The sequence below is a fragment of the Streptomyces natalensis ATCC 27448 genome, from assembly GCF_000935125.1.
GTDB lineage: Bacteria > Actinomycetota > Actinomycetes > Streptomycetales > Streptomycetaceae > Streptomyces > Streptomyces natalensis.
On sequence record NZ_JRKI01000063.1, the window covers coordinates 316,338 to 337,577 of the forward strand.

The 21,240-nt window shown below is 71.7% G+C and carries 25 protein-coding genes; 18 read left to right on the forward strand and 7 right to left on the reverse strand.

Annotation, left to right across the window (positions count from 1 at the left end):
* Positions 1 to 130 precede the first annotated feature (130 nt).
* Positions 131 to 1,603 carry a glycosyltransferase family 39 protein gene (locus SNA_RS37950; protein WP_420823548.1) on the forward strand — a complete coding sequence of 491 codons (1,473 nt, stop codon included), beginning with the start codon at positions 131 to 133 and terminating at the stop codon, positions 1,601 to 1,603.
* 88 nt (positions 1,604 to 1,691) lie between these two features.
* On the opposite strand, the gene SNA_RS37955 is transcribed toward SNA_RS37950, so the two are convergent.
* Entirely contained in the window at positions 1,692 to 2,540 is an 849-nt protein-coding gene (locus SNA_RS37955) for an ArsR family transcriptional regulator (RefSeq protein WP_078970490.1), read from the reverse strand.
* 63 nt (positions 2,541 to 2,603) lie between these two features.
* Between SNA_RS37955 and SNA_RS37960 the strand changes: the two genes are divergently transcribed.
* Positions 2,604 to 3,587, forward strand: coding sequence for an isocitrate lyase/PEP mutase family protein (locus SNA_RS37960; protein WP_044368885.1), 984 nt, complete (start codon positions 2,604 to 2,606; stop codon positions 3,585 to 3,587).
* A 2-nt stretch (positions 3,588 to 3,589) separates the two neighbouring features.
* Here SNA_RS37960 and SNA_RS37965 read toward each other — a convergent pair whose 3' ends face one another.
* The gene (locus tag SNA_RS37965) at positions 3,590 to 3,898 is read right to left on the reverse strand and encodes a hypothetical protein (protein ID WP_030073430.1); all 309 of its coding nucleotides are present in this window, start codon (positions 3,896 to 3,898) and stop codon (positions 3,590 to 3,592) included.
* 251 nt (positions 3,899 to 4,149) lie between these two features.
* Here SNA_RS37965 and SNA_RS37970 point away from each other — a divergent pair, with 251 nt between their 5' ends.
* Positions 4,150 to 4,818: a hypothetical protein gene (locus SNA_RS37970; protein ID WP_044368888.1), complete on the forward strand. Its 669-nt coding sequence runs from the start codon at positions 4,150 to 4,152 to the stop codon at positions 4,816 to 4,818.
* Entirely contained in the window at positions 4,815 to 6,101 is a 1,287-nt protein-coding gene (locus tag SNA_RS37975; RefSeq protein WP_044368891.1) for a sensor histidine kinase, read from the forward strand. The genes SNA_RS37970 and SNA_RS37975 overlap by 4 nt, the downstream gene beginning before the upstream one ends.
* A 45-nt stretch (positions 6,102 to 6,146) precedes the next feature.
* Here the strand turns inward: SNA_RS37975 and recQ are convergent, their stop codons facing one another.
* The gene (gene recQ / locus SNA_RS37980) at positions 6,147 to 8,210 is read right to left on the reverse strand and encodes a DNA helicase RecQ (RefSeq protein ID WP_078970491.1); all 2,064 of its coding nucleotides are present in this window, start codon (positions 8,208 to 8,210) and stop codon (positions 6,147 to 6,149) included.
* 181 nt (positions 8,211 to 8,391) lie between these two features.
* Here recQ and SNA_RS37985 point away from each other — a divergent pair, with 181 nt between their 5' ends.
* Positions 8,392 to 9,282, forward strand: coding sequence for an MOSC domain-containing protein (locus SNA_RS37985; protein ID WP_044368894.1), 891 nt, complete (start codon positions 8,392 to 8,394; stop codon positions 9,280 to 9,282).
* 114 nt (positions 9,283 to 9,396) lie between these two features.
* Here the strand turns inward: SNA_RS37985 and SNA_RS44920 are convergent, their stop codons facing one another.
* The 3 genes from SNA_RS44920 to SNA_RS38000 form a co-directional block, all read right to left on the reverse strand.
* Entirely contained in the window at positions 9,397 to 10,539 is a 1,143-nt protein-coding gene (locus SNA_RS44920) for a TerD family protein (protein WP_044368896.1), read from the reverse strand.
* Between the two features lie 198 nt (positions 10,540 to 10,737).
* Positions 10,738 to 13,398: a cation-translocating P-type ATPase gene (locus SNA_RS37995; protein WP_420823549.1), complete on the reverse strand. Its 2,661-nt coding sequence runs from the start codon at positions 13,396 to 13,398 to the stop codon at positions 10,738 to 10,740.
* Positions 13,399 to 13,576: 178 nt separating this feature from the next.
* A complete protein-coding gene (locus SNA_RS38000) occupies positions 13,577 to 13,936 on the reverse strand; it encodes an ArsR/SmtB family transcription factor (protein ID WP_030073407.1) in 360 nt (119 codons plus the stop codon).
* A gap of 524 nt (positions 13,937 to 14,460) precedes the next feature.
* Between SNA_RS38000 and SNA_RS38005 the strand changes: the two genes are divergently transcribed.
* Positions 14,461 to 15,021 carry a hypothetical protein gene (locus SNA_RS38005; RefSeq protein WP_157880198.1) on the forward strand — a complete coding sequence of 187 codons (561 nt, stop codon included), beginning with the start codon at positions 14,461 to 14,463 and terminating at the stop codon, positions 15,019 to 15,021.
* Positions 15,022 to 15,502: 481 nt separating this feature from the next.
* Here SNA_RS38005 and SNA_RS38010 read toward each other — a convergent pair whose 3' ends face one another.
* Complete coding sequence (locus SNA_RS38010) at positions 15,503 to 15,976, reverse strand: NUDIX hydrolase (RefSeq protein ID WP_078970493.1); 474 nt, start codon at positions 15,974 to 15,976, stop codon at positions 15,503 to 15,505.
* A gap of 18 nt (positions 15,977 to 15,994) precedes the next feature.
* Here SNA_RS38010 and SNA_RS38015 point away from each other — a divergent pair, with 18 nt between their 5' ends.
* The 12 genes from SNA_RS38015 (at position 15,995) to SNA_RS38065 (ending at position 21,238) form a co-directional block, all read left to right on the forward strand.
* The gene (locus SNA_RS38015) at positions 15,995 to 16,774 is read left to right on the forward strand and encodes a GntR family transcriptional regulator (RefSeq protein WP_030067611.1); all 780 of its coding nucleotides are present in this window, start codon (positions 15,995 to 15,997) and stop codon (positions 16,772 to 16,774) included.
* A gap of 134 nt (positions 16,775 to 16,908) precedes the next feature.
* Positions 16,909 to 17,238 carry an SCO3933 family regulatory protein gene (locus SNA_RS38020; RefSeq protein WP_030067612.1) on the forward strand — a complete coding sequence of 110 codons (330 nt, stop codon included), beginning with the start codon at positions 16,909 to 16,911 and terminating at the stop codon, positions 17,236 to 17,238.
* A gap of 2 nt (positions 17,239 to 17,240) precedes the next feature.
* Complete coding sequence (locus SNA_RS38025) at positions 17,241 to 18,581, forward strand: FtsK/SpoIIIE domain-containing protein (RefSeq protein ID WP_030067613.1); 1,341 nt, start codon at positions 17,241 to 17,243, stop codon at positions 18,579 to 18,581.
* 80 nt (positions 18,582 to 18,661) lie between these two features.
* Positions 18,662 to 18,919: a hypothetical protein gene (locus SNA_RS38030; protein WP_030067614.1), complete on the forward strand. Its 258-nt coding sequence runs from the start codon at positions 18,662 to 18,664 to the stop codon at positions 18,917 to 18,919.
* Complete coding sequence (locus SNA_RS38035) at positions 18,916 to 19,107, forward strand: hypothetical protein (RefSeq protein WP_030067615.1); 192 nt, start codon at positions 18,916 to 18,918, stop codon at positions 19,105 to 19,107. Before SNA_RS38030 ends, SNA_RS38035 begins: the two co-directional genes overlap by 4 nt.
* A 78-nt stretch (positions 19,108 to 19,185) precedes the next feature.
* Positions 19,186 to 19,836: a DUF2637 domain-containing protein gene (locus tag SNA_RS38040; RefSeq protein WP_030067616.1), complete on the forward strand. Its 651-nt coding sequence runs from the start codon at positions 19,186 to 19,188 to the stop codon at positions 19,834 to 19,836.
* Positions 19,837 to 19,857: 21 nt separating this feature from the next.
* Positions 19,858 to 20,046: a mobile element transfer protein gene (locus SNA_RS38045; protein ID WP_030067617.1), complete on the forward strand. Its 189-nt coding sequence runs from the start codon at positions 19,858 to 19,860 to the stop codon at positions 20,044 to 20,046.
* Between the two features lie 12 nt (positions 20,047 to 20,058).
* A complete protein-coding gene (locus tag SNA_RS41880; protein ID WP_086083352.1) occupies positions 20,059 to 20,214 on the forward strand; it encodes a hypothetical protein in 156 nt (51 codons plus the stop codon).
* A gap of 14 nt (positions 20,215 to 20,228) precedes the next feature.
* Entirely contained in the window at positions 20,229 to 20,534 is a 306-nt protein-coding gene (locus SNA_RS38050) for a hypothetical protein (protein ID WP_030067618.1), read from the forward strand.
* A 1-nt stretch (position 20,535) separates the two neighbouring features.
* Positions 20,536 to 20,769 (forward strand): hypothetical protein, encoded by a 234-nt coding sequence (locus SNA_RS38055; protein ID WP_030067619.1) that lies wholly within the window; start codon positions 20,536 to 20,538, stop codon positions 20,767 to 20,769.
* A 92-nt stretch (positions 20,770 to 20,861) separates the two neighbouring features.
* Positions 20,862 to 21,044, forward strand: a complete 183-nt coding sequence (locus tag SNA_RS38060) for a hypothetical protein (protein WP_044368902.1) — start codon at positions 20,862 to 20,864, stop codon at positions 21,042 to 21,044.
* A 5-nt stretch (positions 21,045 to 21,049) separates the two neighbouring features.
* Positions 21,050 to 21,238, forward strand: a complete 189-nt coding sequence (locus tag SNA_RS38065; RefSeq protein ID WP_030067621.1) for a hypothetical protein — start codon at positions 21,050 to 21,052, stop codon at positions 21,236 to 21,238.
* Positions 21,239 to 21,240 lie beyond the last annotated feature (2 nt).

Sequence of the window (21,240 nt, forward strand, 5' to 3'; positions counted from 1 at the left end):
CGCATGACCGGAGCCCGTCATCGACGTAGCGCACGCACAGAAGACGACCTCCGCGTCCTTGCCGACCGCCGGGGCGGCCCGCGGCCCCTGGGCGGCCCGGGGCGCGGTGGTGCTGCCGCCCTCGGGGCTGATGTTGCTGCTGGGGGCCTGGGGGATCCGCCGCCAGGATGCCGTCTGGCGCGACGAGGCCGTCACCGACGACATGGCGCACCGCAGCCTGGCCGACCTGTGGCCGACGCTCCAGCACGCCGATGTCGTCCACGGCCTGTACTACGCGCTGATGCACGCCTGGTTCCTGGTCTACGACGTGACCCTCGGCACCGCCCTCGGCGAGGCGATCGGCCTGCGGCTGCCGTCCGTCGCCGCGATGACCGCCGCCGCGGCCGGGGTCGCCCTGCTGGGCCGGCGTCTGGCCGGGCACCGGGCGGGCCTGTTCGCCGGTCTCGCCTTCGCGTTGGTCCCCGTGGTGCAGCAGTACGCGCAGGAGGGCCGCTCGTACGCGATGGTGTGCGCGCTGGTCGTCTGGGCGACGTACGTCCTGGTGCGCGCCGCCGCCCGCCCGTGCCGCCCGCTGTGGTGCGCGTACACGGCCCTGATGCTGTGCGCCTGCCTGCTGCACGAGTTCGCCGCGCTGGCGCTGCCCGCGCACGGCGCCGCCGTCCTCCTCGCCCGGCTGCCCCGGGAGACGCTGCGCGCCTGGGCCCTGGCCACCGCCACCGTCTTCGCGGGTCTGGCCCCGCTGGCGGTCTACAGCACCCGGCAGTCGGCACAGCTCGCCTGGCTGATGTGGCCCGACCCCGTCCAGCTGCTGACGTTCGCGGTGCTGGCGGTACTGGGGATCGTCTGCGCCAGGACCCGGGTCCTCACCCACGCCTCAAGGGCGCGGGAAATGCCCCCACCCGGCCCACCCGGCCCACCCGGCCCGCCCGGCCCGATCGGCCTGCGCGCCCTCGCCCTCCCCCTGCTCCTCCTGCCCACCGTCTTCCTCTTCCTCCTCTCCTACGCCGAACCGGCCTATGTCGACCGCTATGTGCTCTACTACGTCGCCGGTTTCGCCCTGCTCGCCGGAGCCGCGCTGGCCCGGTTGCTGCACCCGGCCGGCGACGGCGGCCGGACCCGGGCGAGCCGACTGCGCCGGACGGCGGCGCTGGCCCTGGTGGCGGCGGCGCTGCTGCCCGTCGACGTCCATCTGCGCAGCCCCGACAGCCGGGTCGACGACAGCACCGCGGTCGCCCGGGCCGTGAAGGAACTGGCGGCCCCCGGCGACGGCCTGCTCTTCCTGCCCGCCCGGCGCCGTATCTGGCGCGCGCCGCACCCACAGGAGTTCCGCGGTCTGACCGATCTCGCCCTGGCCAGGAGCCCGCGGGCGTCCCACACCCTCTACGGCATCGAACGCTCCGGCGACGCCATCCGCGCCCGTGTGCTCACTGCCCGCCGCATCATCGTCGCCACCGACCCCGACGGTCAGCCCCTCGACACCGACGACCAGGAAATCGCCAAACGCACCACGCTGCACCACTCCTTCGCACTCTGCGCCCAACGCGAGGTCCGCGGCGCCCGGGTCATGCTGTATGTGCGTCCGGGGGAGTGCGGGTCCCGCTAGGCGCCAGATTGGCCGCGGGTGGGCCGCAGGAAGGGGCGATCGGCCTGCCGCACCCGGTCCGTCGCCCGTTGCCTTGTTGCCCCTGCCGTCACTCCAGCCCCGCCCCCGCGCTGTCGATGCCGAGCAGCTCGTGCAGCGCGGTCGCGCCGTCCGGGGTGAGGCGTACGGCGCGGCCGGTGCCGATGCGGCGGATCCAGCGGCGTTCCAGCAGGCGGTCGCAGAGCCGGGCGCCGGCCGTGCCCGCCAGATGGGGGCGGCGTTCGGTCCAGTCCAGGCAGCCGCGGGCCTGTGGTCGGCGCCCGCTGCACAGCGCGGCCGCCTCGATGCCCAGACCTTCGGTCAGCCACGTCCGCCCGGCGTCGGTGAGCGCGAAACCGCCGTCCTGGTCGAGCAGGCCGCGTGCGGTCATCGCGTCCGTCAGGGCCACGCCGAGGCGTCCGGCCAGGTGGTCGTAACAGGTGCGGCCCCGTGCGAGCGCCGCGGACGCGCTGACGGCGCGCAGTCCGCGCGGTGGGGCGGCCGGTGGGCCCAGGTGGGCGGCGAGGGATTCGATCAGTTCGGCGACGCGGGGGCTCGCGAGGCGGACGTACCGATGGCGGCCCTGACGGTGCTCGGCCAGCAGTCCGCCCTCGGCCAGCCGGGTCAGATGCTCGCTGGCGGTGGACGCTGCGACCTGCGCATACGTCGCCAGTTCACCTGCCGTCCAGGCCCGCCCGTCCAGCAACGCCAGGCAGAACGCGGCCCGGGTGCGGTCGGCCAGCAGCCCGGCCAACCGGGCCAGCTCGGCGGCGGAGGCGGGGCCGGACAGGGGGCCTGGCAGAGGGGCGGGGCGGGGGGAGTGGGTGGGGCCGGGAGTGGATCCAGGCGTGCGTCCGGGCGTGGGCCCGGGGGTGGGTCCGGGTGTCGATTTGCGTGTGGAGGTGGGCTTGGCGGACATACCGTCATTGTCCGCCGCGACAGTTCGGCCGTCGCCGAAATGATGCGCGCTTACGGTCCCCGTATGAGCCGTACGAACACCGCGAACTCCGCCACCCGCAGGGCCTTCCACGCCCTCCACCGCGCCCCTGACGGACCCCTGCTGCTGCCCAACGCCTGGGACGTCGCCTCGGCCGTCGCGCTGGCCGACGCCGGGTATGCGGCGGTCGGGACGACGAGCCTGGGCGTCGCCGCGTCCCAGGGGTACCCCGACGGGCGTGGCCTGGCCGGGGTGCGGGAGGCGACGCTGGCGCTGGCTCGGCGGCTGGGGGGCCGACTGCCGTGCCCGTACACCGTCGACATCGAGGGCGGCTATGGGGACGACGGCGGCCACGGGGACGAGGGCGGTGGCGACCACGCGGCCGGACGGGCAACTGGACGGGCCACTGACCGGGCGGCCGAACGGGTGGCCGCGCTGGCCGCGGAGCTGGCGTCCGCCGGGGCCGCCGGTATCAACCTGGAGGATGGGCTACCGGGCGGGGGAGGGCTGCAACCGCCGTCCCATCAGGCGGAGTTGATCGCCGCGGTGAAGGAGCGGGTGCCGGATCTCTTCCTCAACGCGCGGATCGACACCCACTGGCTGGTCGACACCCCGCCGCCGCTCTCCGCCACGCTGGCCCGCGCCGAGGTCTACCTGGAGGCGGGCGCGGACGGTGTTTTCGTACCGGGTGTGGTGGCGGACGAGGAGATCGCCGCCCTGGTGGCCGCCGTCCCCGCCCCGGTGAACATCCTCTTCGCCCCCGGACGGCACACGGTCGGCCGACTGGCGGAGCTCGGCGTACGCCGTATCAGCACCGGGTCGCTGCTCTTCCGTACGGCGCTGGGAGCCGCCCTCGCGGTGGCGGAGTCGGTCCGAATGGGGGAGGACGGGGTGGGGGAGAGCGTAACGGAGCGTGGGATTCCGGCGGGTGGCTCCCCGGCGGGTGGCATTCCGGCAGGTGGCGCCCCGGGGTACGCGGAGGTGCAGCGGCTCATGGGGCCGCTGCGGAAGAAGGGCCCGTTGGGGTGACCTCAGGCGCGCTGGGTGCCCCGGCGGCCGGCCTGGCCCCCGTGCTCGTCATGGCGTCGGCGCACCACGGCGATGCCCACGCCCGCGACGCCGAGCGCGCTCGCCCCGCCGATGAGCGTCCCCTTGGGCAGATGGCCGATCCGCTGGGCCACGCCCGCCAGCCCGTTGTCCGGCAGCATGATCTCGCTACGGCTGGTCGAGGGCGCGGTGGAGTCGGCGGCGAAGGCGGCCCCGGCGGGCAGCGCCAGGGCGGCCAGCGCTCCGGTTGCGACGACGGCGGTACGGAGCATGGAGCGGCGCTGGGCCGGCATGGGTTCTCCTCATCGGGGGCGGCTCGTGGCTGCCGTGGACAGTGGTGGTGTGCCCACAGCACGTTACTGAGCGTGTTTAACGACGACCCATACGTTGTGTAACAGTCACCAAGATCTCTGCTGTAGGTCGTGTGACGGGGTGGCCTTGGGTAGCTTGGTCGGGCCGGGTGTCATATCGGGGCAGACTGCGCTTATCCGTCGCCCGGTCGGGCGCGTGTGACGGTGCTGCGGAGGCGAAGGGTGGCGGTGAGATGCGATGGCTGCCGCGGCGGGCCCGTACCGCCCTGACCTCCCTCGCCGCACTGGCACCACTTCTCGCCCCCGTCACCGGCTGCGCGAGCCTGGAGGGGCTTCAGAACGAGGGTGCGGCGCGGGATGTGAAGGCGCCGCTCGCGCTGTGGCCGGGGTATGCGCCCGCCCCGCTCCGCCGGGAGGAGAACCCCGCCGCCCGCAAGGCCGTACCGGGGCTCGCCCGCATCCCCAGCGGCAGCATGGCGGCCGCGGACCCGCTCACCGTCCTCGACGCCGACATCACCTCCGGCGGCGGCACGGCGCCCACCCCGGCATCCGTACGCCGCCCCGTTCTGCACGACGTCACCGGCGACCGCAAACCCGACCTGATCATGGTCGTCGACCTGGGCCCCCGCACCAGCGAGCTGCGCGTCTACAGCGTCCAGAAGAAGATCGTCACCCGGGTGCTGCTGCTGGGCGGGGTGCTGGCCGGGGTCGAACTGGCGGCGGGTCATCTGGTCGTCCGCGAGCCCACCAAGGACCTGCGCTACGTCAGCGTCACCGACTACGCCTGGAACGGCGACGCGATGGAACTGTGGGACCTCACGCTCGATGACGCCCGCACGCGCCAGACGCCGTCGCCGTATCCGTCGCCGGCCCCGGCGCTGACCCCGGGAACCCTGCCGTGAGGCGCCTCTCGGTCTCCCTGCGCTGGAAGATCGCGCTGACCGTGACGGCGGTGAGCTGCGCGGTCGCCGCCGCCCTGGGCGTGCTCGTCCACAATGCGGTGGCCCGTCAGACCGTCGGCGAGGTCCGTAAGGACGCCGGTAAGGACCTCGACACCGCCCTCGTCCTCTTCGAGTACGGCACCTCCCGCGAAGGCATCAACTCCGTTCTCGACCCGCCCGAACTCCCCGCCGAACTCCGCAAGTTGGTGCACAGCGGCAAGCGCGGCAGCATGGTCGGCGTGTACCACGGACGGTCGGTGATGTGGGTGGCGGCGCCCGCGGGTAGCCAGATCATGGCGGTGTGGTCGCCGTATGGGAGCACCCGGCGCAACCTGGAGGAATTCGACACCGCGATCCTCGGCTCGGCCGTCCTCGCCGCCACGGCCGTTGCGCTCGCCGGGCTGTTCGTCGCCCACCGCATCAGTCGTCGGCTCGCCTCCACCGCCGCGGTCGCCCGCCGGATCACCGCGGGCGATCTCGACGCACGGGTCGGTGGCGGCGCGGGCCGGCAGCCGGGGCGCGGCCCGGCCGGTCACGACGAGGTGGAAGCGGTGGCCGCGGCGCTGGACTCGGTGGCCGGTTCCCTTCAGAGCCGCCTTCAGGTCGAACAGCGCTTCACCGCCGATGTCGCCCATGAGCTGCGTACGCCGCTGACCGGCATCCTCGCCTCGGCCGAACTGCTGCCGGAGGGGCGCCCCAAGGAGATGATCAACGACCGGCTGCGGGCGCTGCGCCGGCTCACCGAGGATCTGCTGGAGATCTCCCGGCTGGACTCCGGAGCCGAGCGCCCCGATCTCGCCGGATACGAACTCGGCCCGCTGGTCGACCGCGCGGTGCGCACCACCGGGTTCGACACCGAGGTACGGCTCACCGCGGGCTCGGACCCGGACACGGTCGTCGAGACGGACCGTCGCCGGCTCGACCGCATCATCGCCAACCTCGTCATCAACGCCCACCGGCACGGCGCGCCCCCGGTCGTGGTCACCGTCGACGCGCCGCGCGGCGGCACCGTCTCCGTGGTGGTACGCGACCGCGGTCCGGGCTTCTCCGACGCGCTGCTGGAGCACGGCCCGCAGCGCTTCCGCACCGATGCCCCGGGCCGCGGCAAGGGCCATGGCCTCGGCCTGACCATCGCCGTCGGGCAGGCCGCCGTCCTCGGCATCGACCTGCGCTTCGACAACGCCCCGGACGGCGGCGCCCGCGCGACGATCCAGCTACCCCGATATCCGGAAACCCGGCACTGAGCCCCTGGCCCACCGCCCCACGCGCGCAGCGGCCACGCCTCCCCCTCACCAATCGATGTCCGCGTACTCCCCTTCCACGCCACCGGCCGCACCGGCGTGCTCGTCTCCCGCCGGGCCCGGGGCCTCCCGGTCCTCCGGCGGCGGCTCCTCCTCCCACACCGGCTCCGACGAGTGCCCCGCACCTGCGGCCGGTCCCGGAACGCTCGCGGCCGGGGCCGCGGGCGGGGGCGGGCTCTCCTCCCCCGCCAGCACCTCCAGAATCTGCTGCCCGTACTTGGCGAGCTTGTTCTCGCCGACGCCGTTGACCGTCCCCAGCGCGGCCGTCGTCGTCGGCCGGGCCGTGGCGATCTCCCGCAGCGTCGCGTCATGGAAGATCACATACGCGGGCACGCCCTGCTCCTTGGCCGTACGGCCCCGCCAGGCCCGCAGCGTCTCGAAGACCGGCAGCGCCTCCGCCGGCAGATCCACCGGCGCCCGCTTGGCCTTCGACCCGGCCTGCGACCTGGCCGCCCGCGGCGCCTTCTCCGGCTCCCGCCGCATCGCCACCGTGTGCTGACCGCGCAGCACCTCACCGCTGGCGTCCGTCAGCACCAGCGTGCCGTACTCCCCTTCGACGGCGAGCAGACCCTGGGCGAGCAACTGCCGTACCACGCCGCGCCATTCGGCTTCCCGCAGATCGGCCCCGATCCCGAAGACGCTCAGCCCGTCATGATCGAACTGAATGACCTTGGCGGTCTTCCGCCCCATCAGGATGTCGATGATCTGGCCCGCCCCGAACTTCTGCCGCCGCTCGCGCTGGAGGCGCACGATCGTCGACATCAGCTTCTGGGCCGCGACCGTGCCGTCCCAGGTCTGCGGCGGCGCCAGACACGTATCGCAGTTGCCGCAGGGGCCGCTCTCCTGCCCGAAGTAGGCCAGCAGCCGCACCCGCCGGCACTCCACCGTCTCGCACAGCGCGAGCATCGCCTCAAGATGGACGGCCAGCCGGCGCCGGTGGGCGTCGTCCCCCTCCGACCCGTCGATCATCTTGCGCTGCTGGACCACATCCTGGAGTCCGTAGGCCAGCCAGGCCGTCGACGGCTGCCCGTCGCGCCCCGCGCGGCCGGTCTCCTGGTAGTAGCCCTCCACCGACTTCGGCAGGTCGAGATGCGCCACGAACCGGACGTCCGGCTTGTCGATCCCCATCCCGAACGCGATGGTGGCGACGACCACCAGCCCGTCCTCCCGCAGGAACCGCGACTGGTGCGCCGCCCGCATCCGTGCGTCCAGCCCCGCGTGGTACGGAACCGCGTCGATCCCGTTGTCCACCAGGAACTGCGCCGTCTTCTCGACCGAGGCCCGGGAGAGGCAGTACACGATCCCGGCGTCGCCGGCATGCTCCGCGCGCAGCAGCTCCAGCAGCTGCTTCTTGGGCTCGCTCTTGGCCGCGATCCGGTACTGGATATTGGGCCGGTCGAAGCTCGCGACGAAGTGCCGGGCCTGCTCCATCCGCAGCCGCGCGGTGATCTCCTTGTGCGTGGCATCCGTGGCCGTCGCGGTCAGCGCGATCCGCGGCACGTCGGGCCAGCGCTCGTGCAGCATCGACAGCGCCAGGTAGTCCGGCCGGAAGTCGTGCCCCCACTGCGCCACACAGTGCGCCTCGTCGATCGCGAAGAGCGAGATCTTTCCCCGGTCCAGCAGGCTCAGCGTCTGCTCGACCCGCAGCCGCTCCGGCGCCAGATACAGCAGATCCAGCTCCCCGGCCAGGAACTCCGCCTCGACCAGCCGCCGCTCCTCCAGATCCTGCGTCGAATTGAGGAACCCGGCCCGCACGCCCAGCGCCCGCAGGGCATCGACCTGGTCCTGCATCAAGGCGATCAGCGGTGAGACGACGATCCCGACACCGCTTCTGACCAGCGACGGAATCTGATAGCACAGCGACTTTCCGCCGCCCGTGGGCATCAGGACGACCGCGTCCCCGCCCCCTATGACGTGCTCGATGATCTCCTGCTGACTGCCACGGAACGCGTCATACCCGAACACCCGGCGCAGCACCTGCACCGCCTCGCTCACGTCCGACACGCTTTCCGTCTCCATGTCCACGACCACTTCCACGTCCGCCTCACCCATCCCTGAAGCGTACGAGCTACCGCACCGTCGCCGTGCAGCCTGTGGACAACTCACCCTCACAACGATCTCCAGGGTGGTTGGATCATTTCGGGACCGATGACAGATGACATGACTCCATCAGGAGTGCTGTCCTGATCTGGCCGCCGATCGGAGGATTCGGCGGAATGGGAGGAGATGGCGTATGACCGACGTCGCGGAGCTGATCTGCTATCCCATCAAGGGGTGTGCGGGCACGTCGATGGGCGATGCGCTTCTCACGCCGGCGGGTCTTGCGCACGACCGCAGCTTCATGGTCATCAGCGAGGACGGGGTCTACCGCACCCAGCGCCGTCATCCCCGCCTCGCCCTGATCCGGCCCGCCGTCAGTGCCGACGGCACCCGGCTCACGCTCGACTCGGCCGATCCGGCGGGCGGTTACGGCACGGTGCGCCTCGATGTGACCACGTCCGCGCCGCGCCGCGACGTCGATCTGTTCGGCGCCGCCTTCCAGGGGATCGACCAGGGCGACGACGCGGCCGCCTGGCTCTCGGAGTTCCTCGGCACGCCCAGCCGCCTGGTCCGTGTGCCGCCGGAGCACGACCGGGTCGCCGACGGCCTGACCCCCGGCCCCTCCGGCTACGCCGACAGCTGTGCCGTGCACCTGCTGGCGCGCTCCTCCCTCGCCCTCCTCAACCGGCGGATGGCCGAGCGCGGCGCCCCGCCCCTGCCGATGAACCGCTTCCGCCCGAACGTCGTCGTCGACAGTCGCAGCGGCAGCGGCCCCGACCGCGGCGCTGACGGCGATGGCGCCGACTGGGCGGCCGTACCGCACACCGAGGACCGCGTACGCCGACTCACCATAGGCGGGGCCGAGTTGGGCTACGCCAAGCTCGCGGTGCGCTGCGCGGTCGTGTTGGTCGATCAGGACGCCGGGGCGCGGCAGGGGCGGGAGCCGCTGCGTACGCTCGCCGGATACCGACGAGCGGCGAGCGGGGGCGTCGTGTTCGGCGCGAAGTTCGCCGTGCTGCGGCCGGGGAAGCTGTCGGTCGGTGACGAGGTGGCCGTCGAGGAGTGGGGCGACGCCGAGCTGTAGGAACCCCTCGTGCGGCCGGCGTGCGGCGGTGCCCGTCCTGTTGGGCGCCTACGGGCGTGGCGGCGGGCCGGGGGCTCTTCCCCTCCGGGCCGGGGCCCGGAGGGGAAGGTGGGATCAGTCCTCGTAGTAGTTGTTGACGATGACCTCGGGCTCGTCATCGTCGAACGCCTCGTTCAGCAGCGCACCGCCGACCAGACCGGCCGCACCCGCGCCGATGAGCGCACCCGCGCCGAAGCGGCGGCCGCCGCCCTGCTGCTGCGGGTCCTGGGGGTAGCCCTGCTGCATCGGCGCCTGCGGGTAACCCTGTTGGGCCGGCTGCGGATAGCCCGCCTGGGGTGCGGTGTAGTACGGCGGTGGGGTGGTCTGGACCCGCTGGGCGCAGCCGGCGCAGGTCTGGATCTGGCGGGGTACGCCCCACTGCGGGGACCACATGACGGGCGTCATGCCGGGGCCGTGGTTGGGGTCGAAGAAGCAGGTCATGGCGGAACTCCCTGTCGGTTGTGGTGGTGTGGTGGCGGCGCCGTGGCCCGGCGTCTCCCAGCCGGTGGCGGCCGCCGTTGCCGCTGCGGCCCCTGTTGCCGCAGCGGCCGTTACGGGAGAGGCCGCTGCTGCCGGAGGGGCGGGCGGCGCGGTGGGCGGGGTGGGCGCCGCCGGCTGCGCCGCGGCGGCCGGATCCGGGCGCAGGACGTCGACGCCGAAGTCCTGCGCGATACCGGCGAGCCCGGCGGCGTAACCCTGCCCGATGGCGCGGAACTTCCAGTCCGAGCCGTGGCGGTAGAGCTCGCCGAAGACCATGGCGGTTTCGGTGGCGGCGTCTTCGCGCAGGTCGTAGCGGGCGATTTCGGTGCCGTCGGTCTGGTCGACCACGCGGATGTAGGCGCTGCGGACCTGGCCGAAGTTCTGGCCGCGCTGCTCGGCCTCGTACAGGGAAACCGGGAAGACGATTTTCGCCACCCCGGCGGGGACCGCGGTGAGGTCGACCTCGATCCGCTCGTCGTCGCCGCCGCTTCCGCCGCGCGGGTCGCTGCCGCAGTGCCGTACCGAACCGTCGGGGCTGCGGAGGTTGTTGAAGAAGACGAAGTGCTGGTCGGAGAGGGCCCGTCCGGACTGGTCGCACAGCAGCGCGCTGGCGTCCAGGTCGTAGCCGGCGCCTCCGGAGCCCCCTACCTGCCAGCCCAGCCCCACGCTCACGGCAGTCAGACCGGGGGCCTGTTTGCTGAGCGACACATTGCCGCCCTTGGTCAGGGCCACACTCATCTGCTTCCTCCACAACTGTCCCGAAACCGTCCGACGTCCGGCGTCCTTCGCCTTCAACGCAAGGGAATCTCGCGGGGTTCCCGGATTGCGCAATCAGTAAAGTATGTCGACTTGGGTGCGGTAGGTCGGCAGCGCCGCGTGAGCCGCAGCAACTCCGCCATCGGGGAGGGGACGACGGGAGAGGCCGAGCCCCCTCGCTCAGGCCCGTGGGCCCGTATAGCGCGTCCTGACGGCGGCGAGCGCAGCGCCGTACAGGGTGAGGACGGCCGCGAGCAACGCGTAGTACAGGGGCGGCGGAGCCGACATGCCCAGTGCCGGGCCCAGAGGGGACAGCGGCAGCAGCACGCCGATGACGGCCAGCGCGCCGACGGCGAGGCGGACGGGGCCCATGGCCCGGCCTTCGGCGGTGCGGCGGCCGGTGCGCAGGAGCAGCATCACCATCGCCTGGGTGAGGAGATTCTCGGTGAACCATCCGGCGTGGAACGTCTCCGGGCCCCCAGAGGCCGTCGTGGTGTGCGCGGCGAGGGCGAGGACGCCGAAGGTGGCGAGGTCGGCGGCGGCGTTGAGCAGGCCGAATGCGGTGATGTAGCGGAGGAAGGTGCGCGGCCGCAGTATGGCGGGTCGGTTCGCGGTGGCGGTGGGGTGATGCCCGGTGACGGGGCCGGGCCGGTCGAAGGCGAAGGCGAGCTGGGCGGCGTCGAAGCAGAGGTTCTGGACCAGGACCTGGGCGGGGAGCATCGGCAGGAACGGCAGCAGCAGGCCGGCCGAGAGCATGGCGATGACATTGCCGAGGTTGGAGGAGAGGGTGATGCGCAGGTAGGCGGTGATGTTGCCGCTGCTGATGCGGCCGACGGTGAGGGCGCGGTCGATGGTGGTGAGGTCCTTCTCGGCGAGGACGACATCGGCGCCCTCGCGGGCGACGGTCACCGCATCGCGTGGACAGATGCCGACATCGGCTGCGCGCAGGGCGGGCAGGTCGTTGACGCCGTCGCCGAGGTACCCGGTGGTGTGGCCGCTCTCGCGCAGCGCGGTGACGATGCGGGCCTTGTCCTGGGCCGTACAGCGGGCCACGACCGTGGCCCGGCCGACGGCTTCGGCGAGCGGCGGCCCGCTCAGCCTGCCGAGCCGGTCGGCGGTGAGGACCTCGCCGGGCTCCAGTCCGAGGTCGCGGCAGGCGCGGGCGGCGGTGCCGGGGTGGTCGCCGGTGAGGACCTTCACCGCGACGCCGCGCCGGGCGAGGTCGTCGAGCGCATCGCCGGCGGAGGGGGCGAGCGCATCGCGGAGTGCGACGAAGCCGAGGAAGGTCAGTCCGCGTACGTCCTTGTCGCTGTACGCGCCGAGGCGGGCGGGGCGTTCGGCGCGGGCGACGGCCAGCAGACGCAGGCCGCCGGCCGCTTCCCTGGCCGCGAGGCCGAGAAGGCGTTCGCGCTCCTCGTCGTCGAGCTCGGCTTCCGCACCGTCGGTGGCCAGCCGTCCGCACCGGGCGAGGACGTCCTCGGCGGCACCCTTGACGACGAGGGTGTGCCTGCCGTGCCGCCCGGGACGGCGGACCACGGCCGTGGCGAGCCGGTGGACGGGGTCGAACGGCAGCGCCGCGATCCCGTCGTCGCAGGACGGGTCCGACGCCAGGGCCTCGACGGCTCCCGGCTCCTCGACGGTCCCTGGCTCCCCGACGGTCCCTGGCCCCCCGACGGTCCCTGGCTCCCCAACCGCCCCCAGCCCCCCAACCGCCCCCAGAATCGCCTCATCGAGGGCATCCGGGGCGGGCAGTTCGGCCAGTTCCAGGGTCCAGAAGCTGTTGACCGCGGCCCAGCGCAGCACCTCCGGGTCGTCGCCGCCACGGGCGTCCATGGAGCGTTCCACCACCGGCCGGTCCTGCGTCAGGGTGCCCGTCTTGTCCAGGCACAGGACGTCGATCGCCCCGAGATCGTGCAGCGCGGGAAGCCGTTTGACGATCACGCCGCTGGTGCGGGCCAGGGCGGAGGCGCCGCGGGCCAGCGCCGCGGTCACGATGACGGGCAGCATCTCCGGGGTGAGACCGACCGCGACGGCAATCGCGAACGGCAGCGTCTCCAGGCCCCGCCCCCGCACTGCGGCATTCGCCATCAGCACCAGCGGCGGGGTCAGCAGCATGAAGCGGATCAGCGTCCAGGCGATGCCGTGGACCGAGCGGTCGAACGCGGTCTGTACCCGCCGCCGCGCCGGACCGCCGTACGCGGCGGCGAACCGGGTGTCCGCCCCGGTGGCCACGACCAGGGCGGTAGCGCTGCCCGAGGCGACGCTACTGCCCTGGAAGCACAGATGCGGCGGCTCCGGCAGGTCCGCACCCCCGTCGGCGGGCGCGTCGAGCGCCTGCTTCGGCACGGGCAGGGACTCGCCGGTCAGCGCGGCCTGATGCACCGTCAGCCCGCTGGCGCGCAGCAGGCGCACATCGGCCGGCACCAGATCTCCCGGCCCCAGGCGGATCACATCCCCGAGGACGAGCTGGTCGACCGGGATCTCACGGACACGGGGCGGCACGCCGTCGGCCGCCCGACGTTGCACGGAAGCCGTGGCGGCGACCAGCTCGCGCAGCGCGGCCATCGACCGGCCGGCCTGATGCTCGCCGCCCGAGCGCAGTACGCAGCTCACCACGACCAGCAGCATGATCACGCAGGCGGTGCCCCAGGACGCGATGGCCGCCGACACCAGCCCCAGGCACAACAGCACGGCGGTGAACGGATCGCGCAGACTGCCCAGAAAACGCTGAGGCCAGGACGGCGACCGCCACCCGGGTACGACGTTCTCCCCGTCCCTGACCAGGCGCTCCTCGGCCTGCTCCTCGGTCAGCCCGCGCGGCCCGCTGTCCAGCAGCCGCATCAGCTGGAGCGGGGTGAGCCCGGCCGGCGTCCCGGCCCCGGCCCCGTCGCAGCGCAGATCCCGGTTGGTCCGTACGCCCCTGGCCTCCAGGCGCGTACGGACCGATAGCCGCGTACGTACCGATGGCTGCGTACGGGCCGATAGCCGCGTACCGCCCGTACCCGGTGCCGAGGTCGTCTCAGGCACCGAAGCGACGGTGGTCTGCGGACGACGCGTGCCCGGAGCGGGCGGCCAGCTGGACGACCAGCAGCCGTACCACCGCCACCACATCGGGATCGTCGACGAAGTACACGACCCGGCGGCCCTCCCGGCGCGAGCGCACCAGCCCGGCGAGCTTCAGCTTCGACAGATGCTGGCTCACCGCCGGCAGCGCACCGCCCACCCGCTCCGCGAGTCCGCTCACATCGCTCTCACCCTGAGCCAGCGCCCAGACGATGTGCAGCCGGGGCGGCGAAGCGAGCAACCCGAACATGGCGGCCGCCTCGCCCAGCACCTCCGCGGAGGGGTCCACCATGCCGCCCGCGCCTCCGCTGCCCATCACCACTGCCCGTCTCCGTCCCCCGTGGGATGCCGTCCTGGCCCCAAAGCGCCCAGTCTAGGTGTCGTGGGTCGCGCGGTCGGGGCGTATCGCGCCTTGCGGCTTCGGGGCGCAAGGGGACGGGGCGCCGCCGGCCCTGCCGCCTACCGGCCGGGGCACCTACGCAGGCGGGCGGCCCGAAGCCGCTGCCAAGTCGGGCCCGTGCGACCGCCCTTCGCGAGTTCCGGCACTGAGCGAGGCGTACGGGGAGCAGGCAAACGTAATCGGCCCCGGACGCACGGTCCGAGGCCGAGTGCAACGCCTCCCTGGGAGAGAAACCCCAGATCGGCGGCTTGAGCACGGGGTGCCCCCGGCAGGATTCGAACCTGCGACACCCGCTTTAGGAGCGAGGTTGGGCGATCACGGGTGTGACCTGCGGATTTCCTAGCTCGGGCAGAGCCCGTCGGACCTCACCACTGTGTACCGCGGTTCCCCGTGAGTCCCCGTCCGTTCTGGCACGAGAGTGGCACGGCACACTGACACCCGTGAATGACACGGTAGCTGTCGCTTTGATCACGGCCGTATCCACGCTGTCGGCTGGCGCGGTGACTGGCGGGTTCGCCTTCTGGGGCACCGGACGGCAAGCAAGGGAACAGGCACAGCAAGCTCGCGAAGAACGCGCCGAGCAGCGCGCCACCCGGCAGCGAGAGGTTCGCCGGGACGTGTACGTCCGCTTCCTCGATCTGGCAGTTCAGGTCGATCAGCACATGGACTTCATCTGGATCGAACCCGGGCCTTCGATCACCGCCGAAAAGATCGAGCAGATGGTCGAGCTGACGCGTCAACTGTGGAAGGCTCTTCCAGCCGTCTTGCTAGAGGGTCCCCCCGCTGTTGCCGAAGCGGCCCGCGCATTCGCCGGTGCGGTTGCCGAGGAGTGCGACACCCTTGAAGAGATCGCCGGGAACACTGGCGAGCATCCGCTCTATGTCACCAGCGACGGCTTCACAAGCCTCACTGACCAGCGGGTCAATACTCAACGCCGCTTCATTGAGACTGCTAGAGAGACCCTTGGCGGCCATCTGGCGCCCCTTGATTCACAAGCTTAGCGAGCGCGCACTTCCTGTACCCACCACTCTCCCCAGCTTCCATCCCGTCCGCCGTCGACCCACACACCGTGGAGCGGGCGTGGTTCATGGCGTCCAGGTGGAGCGCGCCACTGTACGAACGACCTGGACGCCATGGGCCGCGTCTGCTCGGCTCTGCCTGGGTCGACGGTGGTCGGGATGGAAGCACCCCGCGCAAGCCACTACGGACCCGCAGTCGGGAACGGCGCCCCCTCCATCCCGGTGCCGGCCGATCCCCCGCCGGAGGCATCGCCTTGACGGCGGACCGCTCTATACGGTGATCGACTCATGGCCACCGGCCCAATCCACATGTGGGCGCGCGTCGGCGCAGCGCGGGCGGAGCGGGCCGAAGGCAGGAGCGTCGCCCGCAGCGGAGCCGGGAAGCGCGCCCGGCGGAGCGGAGCGCAGCCGGGGCTTGATGAGGTAGAGAAACCTGTAACAGGTCCGGGCCCCCGGCCGAAGATCAGTTGCCTACCAGCGGTGTCAGCTTGCGGCCGTCATGCGTCCGGATGTGCGGCGCCTCGTCGCGCAAAGCGTCCGTGATGCGCACCGCGTAGACCTCGCTCATCGCGGCTACTGCCTCGTCCGGGGTGAGCCATGCAACAGCGGTCGACTCGTCCGAGAGCTGTTCGTGACCGCCTTCGGGCTGACACCGGAACACCAGGGCGACAACGCCAACCGTCATGTTCTTGTAGACGCCGGTCAAGCGCTCCACGCGCACCTTGATCCCGGTCTCTTCGTACACCTCGCGGCGTACCCCATCCTCGACGGCTTCCGTACGCTCAAGCACCCCGCCGGGCGGCTCCCACGTGCCGTTGTCGGCACGGCGGATCACCAACACACGCCCATCCTCACGCACAACGACTCCCGCCACGGAGACCGAGTGGAGCGGCGTTGACGGGTTCTGCGGGCGGCTGTTACTCATGTACAGGAGAATAGGGGAGACTGTAGGACTATGGCGACAGGCGACGTGACATCTTCGGCCAAGGCAAAGTACCTCCAGATCGCGGATGATCTCGCAACACAGATCAGGTCGGGGGCATTGAAGCCTGGGACTCCGGTACCCAGTGAGACTGAGCTAATGACTCGGTACAGCGTCGCCTCGGGAACGGTACGCAAGGCGGTGGCCGAGCTTCGTGCAGCGCAGTTGATCGAGACCCACCATGGGCGAGGTTCCTTCGTCCGCTCGCGGCCCCCTGTCCAGCGGAAGTCATCCGATCGCTTTCGTCGGGCACACCGCAAAGCCGGTAAGGCTGCCTACCTCGCCGAAGCCGAGCAGTCTGGCGGCACTCCCTCTGTGAACGTGCTCTACGTCGGCCCCGTCGACGCGCCGGCCGAGATTGCGGAGCGACTGAACGTCACGACAGGGACCAAGGTCCTCGCCCGTAAACGCAGGTACTTCCGCGACGGCATCCCCACTGAAGAGGCAACGTCCTACCTGCCATGGGATGTGGTGAAGGACATCCCCGAGATGTTCGCCGAGAACCCCGGCGGTGGCGGCATCTACGCGCGCCTTGAAGAGCACGGCCACATGCTGGCGGAGTTCGTTGAGACCGTGAAGGCGCGACTGGCGACCAAGGCTGAGGCGACCGCCCTTGCCCTGAGCCCCGGCGCCCCGGTTATCCACCTGGTCCGCAGTGCCTTTTCGGACGATGGGCGAGTGGTCGAGGTATGCGATACCACCATGGCCGCTGACCAGTTCGTTTTGGACTACCGCTTCCCTGCGCGGGACTGAGAGCCCCGTCTCTTTCAAGCCACTTCGCGGCCTGGCTCCCCAGAACGCTTGACTCCTGTACATGAGTTAGGCACTCTTCTACATGTAACTCCTGTACATAAGTGCAGGAGATCAGCTCTACTAGAGGAGACGCGATGCCGTCCTTCAAGATCGACACTTCGACCGCTGTGGTGTTCGTGGCGACCGCGCCGACGCCGAAGCTCGCGAACGCCAAGACGGGTGAGCGGGCCATGGACCGGGAGACCGGTGCGGCGCTGTCGACCGTGGGCCTGCTGGTCTCGGACGATGGGGAGGGGAACCTGTATCAGGTGACCATCCCGGAGACGGGTTACCCGGAGGGCCTGGCGCCGGGCATGCCGGTCAAGGTCATCGGCCTGAAGGCCCGTGACTGGGAGAACGAGTTCAACGGCCAGAAGCGGCACGGGATTTCGTTCCGCGCGGTCGCGATCACCCCGGCGGCCTGACCATGACCGACCTGACGATGTTGATGGAGGCCACGGGAGCCCTGGCAGGTGTCGGCGGCCTCGGCTACGCGAAGATACGCGCGCCGCGCGTGTACTGGTCGCTGGTCGGGATGCCGGCCACCTGGGGCCGCTTCACCCTCTCGTACCGCTCCACGATGGACGTGTGCGGGCTGACGGTGCACCCGTCGGGCCTGCGGGCGTTCATGACCCGCAACGTCGCTCGCCGTGAGGTTCAGCCGGTCCCGCCGAAGATCCGCCGGGTACGTGGCACGTCGACCGGGCTGCGGGTCACTCTGCGGCTTCCCGCTGGCCTGGAGCCCGCCGACGTGATCGCCTCCTCGGAGCGGCTTCGGCACGCCTGGGGCGTCCACTCGGTGACTGTGGTCGAGACGAAGCCCGGTTTCGTCGAACTGCGGATGACCGGCTATGACGTGCTGCGCCGGGTGCGGATGCCCCGCAAGGCTCGCCCGCACGGCATGGCCGTTCCGGTCGCGGTGCGGGAGGACGGGACTGCTTTCGAGCGGGACTACCGCAAGGCACCGATGGCGCTCACCCTGGGGGCCAACCACTCCGGCAAGTCCATGTATCAGCGCAACCTGATCAAGGGGCTGGCGCAACTGCCGGTGGCCCTGGTCGGCGTTGACTGCAAGCGTGGGGTGGAACAGTCCGCGTTCGCGCCCCGCCTGTCGGCGCTGGTCACCAACCCCGACGATGCCGCCTCACTGCTCGGCGTCCTGGTCGCGGAGATGGAAGACCGCTTCGACCTGCTGAGCCGTCACGGCGTCTCGGACCTGTGGGAACTGCCCGACGAGGTGCGCCCGGTGCCGGTGGTCGTCCTGGTCGACGAGGTGGCGGAACTGTTCCTGATCTTCTCCAAGAAGGATGAGGAGCGCCGGGAACGGATCGTCACGGCGCTGATCCGGCTGGCGCAGATGGCCCGCGCGATCGGCATCTACCTGGAGATCTGCGGGCAGCGCTTCGGCTCTGACCTGGGCAAGGGCGCCACCATGCTCCGCGCTCAGCTCACCGGCCGCGTGGTGCACCGCGTCAACGACAAGCAGACAGCCGAAATGGGCCTGGCGGACGTGGCCCCGGACGCGGTCCCGGCCGCGAGTCTGATCCCGATGAACCGCCCCGGAACCGCTGTCGCGGCGGACTCCTCCGGCGGCTGGTCGAAGATCCGCACCCCGAACACCAGCCGCGATGAAGTCGTGGCGGTCTGCCGGGAGTTCGCCCACCTGGTCCCGGATCTGCCGTTCCTCTACCCGTTCCGCCCCTACGTGCCCGCCCCCACATCGGCGGCCGGTCCGTCGCTGGTCAAGCCCCGCCCGGTCACCGAGTAACACCCGCTCCGTCCCGGTCGGCGCGACCGCTTCGCGTCAGGTCCCTACCCCGCCATGCCCGAGTACAGGGAGGTACGCACATGTCCGCCTCGATGTCCTTCCACGGGGACCCCTCCACCTGGGTCCACTTCCACGACTACGGCACCGACCGCCCGCCCATCCTGGCCCTCGACGGAGACGGCTACCACCTGACCATCTCGGTCTTCGAGAGCCGCTCGCCCGCCGACCACAAGGAATTCGCCGAGAAGCTGGCCCAGACCGTGACCGGCTACCTCGCGGCCGTGGACCGCTGGGCCGCTGCCCAGGTCGCCGACACCGCGACCACGCAGGACGGGTGATCGCCGTGGCCGCTCGGAAGACCCCCGCCCCGGCGACCGCCGACCCGGAGCCCGCGAAGTGCCCAACCTGCCACGGCTCCGGAGAGGTCTTCCGCACCGTCCGCGTCGGCCGCAAGCGCCGCACCGTCGGCCAGCAAACCGGCCTCTGCCTGAACTGCCTCGGTTCCGGCGAAGCCCCCACCGGCTGAACCCCCGCCGGGGCCGGGCGGCCGGACACCGCTCCCCGCCCGCCCCTGGCCCGACTCCCCTGAAGGGAGGTACCCCGCATGTCCCGCTCGATCCGCTTCGACGCCGTACTCGTACAGGCCGTCATCGCTGGCGCGCTGTCCTTCGCCCACCTGCACGATCTGGCCGAAGCGGCCGGACAGTCCGGCTGGAAGGCATGGGCCTACCCGGTCTCAGTTGACCTGCTCTTGGTCGCCGCCTGGCGCCGACTGCGCACGGCCCGCCGCGACCGCTCCGCCTGGATCTGGTTCGTCATCGCCCTGTTCGCCTCACTTGGCGCGAACATCGCGACCGCCGGACTTCTCGACCTGGCCCACGTGCCCGCCTGGCTGTGCATCCTCGTCGCCGGTTGGCCCGCACTGGCCTTTCTCGGCGGAACTCTCCTGGTCCACTCGCCGACCGACCCGCCCGCTCCACAGCATGTGGACGAACCGGCGGCGCCGGAAGTTGAGATGCACCGCACCGACGAACCGGCTCCCGCCGCGACGGTCCCGAAGCTGACCCCCGCCCCGCCAGAGCCCGCGCCCGCCGCCCCCGCCGTTCCGGCCGCGCTGCTCGATCACGCCCGGAAGATCGCTGACACCCACAAGGCCTCTACCGGTTCCCCGATGCCCGCCGACGCTCTGTCCGCCCGACTCCAACTGCCCGCCCCGATGGCCGACGCCATCGCCGCCGAACTCCAGCTCACCTGACCAGGAAGGGAGATACCGCCCGTGACCGCCTACCGCCGGTTCCGCAACGTGATCCGCATCGGGCCCGTGCAGGTCGCCACCTCCTATGACGGCCGTGGCCGCGACAAGCACACCGCCGCCTGCACCGCGCCCGGCTGCGGCTTCGCTGCCGACTACGACACCCGCGCCGGGGCCGAACTCGCCGCCCGCACCCACCGCTGCAAGGCCTGAGGGGAGATCTCCATGGACGTACCGCTCTGGCTCGCCCTGCTCGTCGTCGGATGGCTCGGCGTCAAGCTCGCCCGTCCGCCGTGGTGGTTGGTCGCTGTGCTCCTGGTCGGCGGCTACCTCGTCGCCGGAAGCTTCCTCGCCCCCGCCCTCGGCACCGTCCTCAAGTAGAAGGGAACCGCCTCGTGTTCACTCCGAAGTATCCGCCCCAGGACACCGCACCGCCCGCCACGGCCACCGCCCCGACCGCCTATACCCCGGCACCTGTCCAGCCGACGGCCACCGCCCCGGTCGCTCCCGTCTCGAACCGGCCGGCCGTCCAGCTCACCCCCGGCAGCGCGCTCGCCCTCGCGGCCGGCGGCGGTGCCGTGGTCCTCGTCGTCGGCGCGGTCCTGGTCTCCATGCTCCTCGCGGTCGCCATCACCGCCACGTCCGTGGCCGTGTGCGCGGTCGTCCTCCGCTCGCTCCTCAATCAGGAAAGGAACCGCTGACATGGGCATCTTCAGCCGGAAGAACAACGACACTCCGTCCAACCCGGAGATGGCCGAACTCGGCCGTGAGTACGCCATCGCCAAGCGCCACGGCGACCGCAAGACCGTCGGCCGCATCAACCGGCGGATCGGCGAGTCCGGCATGAGCGACAGCGACCGGGCCTCGTTCCAGCAGGGCCGCGACGCCTACGACTCGATCCCGCCCATCCCGCGCGGTCGCAACCGCCGCCGCTGAACGGCCCCGGGGCGGCTCTCTCGCCAAAGAACCGCCGCCCCGGCGCCTGCAACCACTTCCAGATCCATCGGACCCGAAAGGGAGCACCCATCATGCCCCAGTACGCCCAGAACACGCCGGTCTGCCGCGACTGCGACGGCTTCCCCGTTGTTGCCATCGCCACCGGTACCCGCCACGCCGACGGCACCCGCGCCACCCTCCGCGTCACCTGCCCGACCTGCAAGGGCACCGGTCACACCGCCCCCGCCGCCACCCTCGCCCGCGCCGGGCGGTGACCGCCGTGGCTGACCTCACCCCGACCTCGGACCGCCCTGGCCTGCACGTCAGCAAGCCGTCCCCGTCCGCCCCCGCCACTGCATCGGCCGTCTGCCACTGCGGCGCGAGTGCCACCGCCACGGGTGACGCCCAGGTCAAGGCGCTGGTCGACGGCTACACCGCCAACCACGGCCCCGCCCACGACAGGAGGTGACA

Coding starts and splice junctions, on each gene's coding strand:
- SNA_RS38030 (WP_030067614.1), top strand. CDS start 18,662: ATGTCCGCCTCGATGTCCTTCCACGGGGACCCCTCCACCTGGGTCCAC.
- recQ (WP_078970491.1), bottom strand. CDS start 8,210: ATGGGTGAGGCGGACGTGGAAGTGGTCGTGGACATGGAGACGGAAAGC.
- SNA_RS37970 (WP_044368888.1), top strand. CDS start 4,150: ATGCGATGGCTGCCGCGGCGGGCCCGTACCGCCCTGACCTCCCTCGCC.
- SNA_RS44920 (WP_044368896.1), bottom strand. CDS start 10,539: ATGAGTGTGGCCCTGACCAAGGGCGGCAATGTGTCGCTCAGCAAACAG.
- SNA_RS37950 (WP_420823548.1), top strand. CDS start 131: ATGTTGCTGCTGGGGGCCTGGGGGATCCGCCGCCAGGATGCCGTCTGG.
- SNA_RS38000 (WP_030073407.1), bottom strand. CDS start 13,936: ATGGGCAGCGGAGGCGCGGGCGGCATGGTGGACCCCTCCGCGGAGGTG.
- SNA_RS38040 (WP_030067616.1), top strand. CDS start 19,186: ATGTCCCGCTCGATCCGCTTCGACGCCGTACTCGTACAGGCCGTCATC.
- SNA_RS38020 (WP_030067612.1), top strand. CDS start 16,909: ATGCCGTCCTTCAAGATCGACACTTCGACCGCTGTGGTGTTCGTGGCG.
- SNA_RS38060 (WP_044368902.1), top strand. CDS start 20,862: ATGCCCCAGTACGCCCAGAACACGCCGGTCTGCCGCGACTGCGACGGC.
- SNA_RS38055 (WP_030067619.1), top strand. CDS start 20,536: ATGGGCATCTTCAGCCGGAAGAACAACGACACTCCGTCCAACCCGGAG.
- SNA_RS38015 (WP_030067611.1), top strand. CDS start 15,995: ATGGCGACAGGCGACGTGACATCTTCGGCCAAGGCAAAGTACCTCCAG.
- SNA_RS37960 (WP_044368885.1), top strand. CDS start 2,604: ATGAGCCGTACGAACACCGCGAACTCCGCCACCCGCAGGGCCTTCCAC.
- SNA_RS37995 (WP_420823549.1), bottom strand. CDS start 13,398: ATGCGGCTGCTGGACAGCGGGCCGCGCGGGCTGACCGAGGAGCAGGCC.
- SNA_RS41880 (WP_086083352.1), top strand. CDS start 20,059: ATGGACGTACCGCTCTGGCTCGCCCTGCTCGTCGTCGGATGGCTCGGC.
- SNA_RS38025 (WP_030067613.1), top strand. CDS start 17,241: ATGACCGACCTGACGATGTTGATGGAGGCCACGGGAGCCCTGGCAGGT.
- SNA_RS37955 (WP_078970490.1), bottom strand. CDS start 2,540: ATGTCCGCCAAGCCCACCTCCACACGCAAATCGACACCCGGACCCACC.
- SNA_RS37985 (WP_044368894.1), top strand. CDS start 8,392: ATGACCGACGTCGCGGAGCTGATCTGCTATCCCATCAAGGGGTGTGCG.
- SNA_RS37965 (WP_030073430.1), bottom strand. CDS start 3,898: ATGCCGGCCCAGCGCCGCTCCATGCTCCGTACCGCCGTCGTCGCAACC.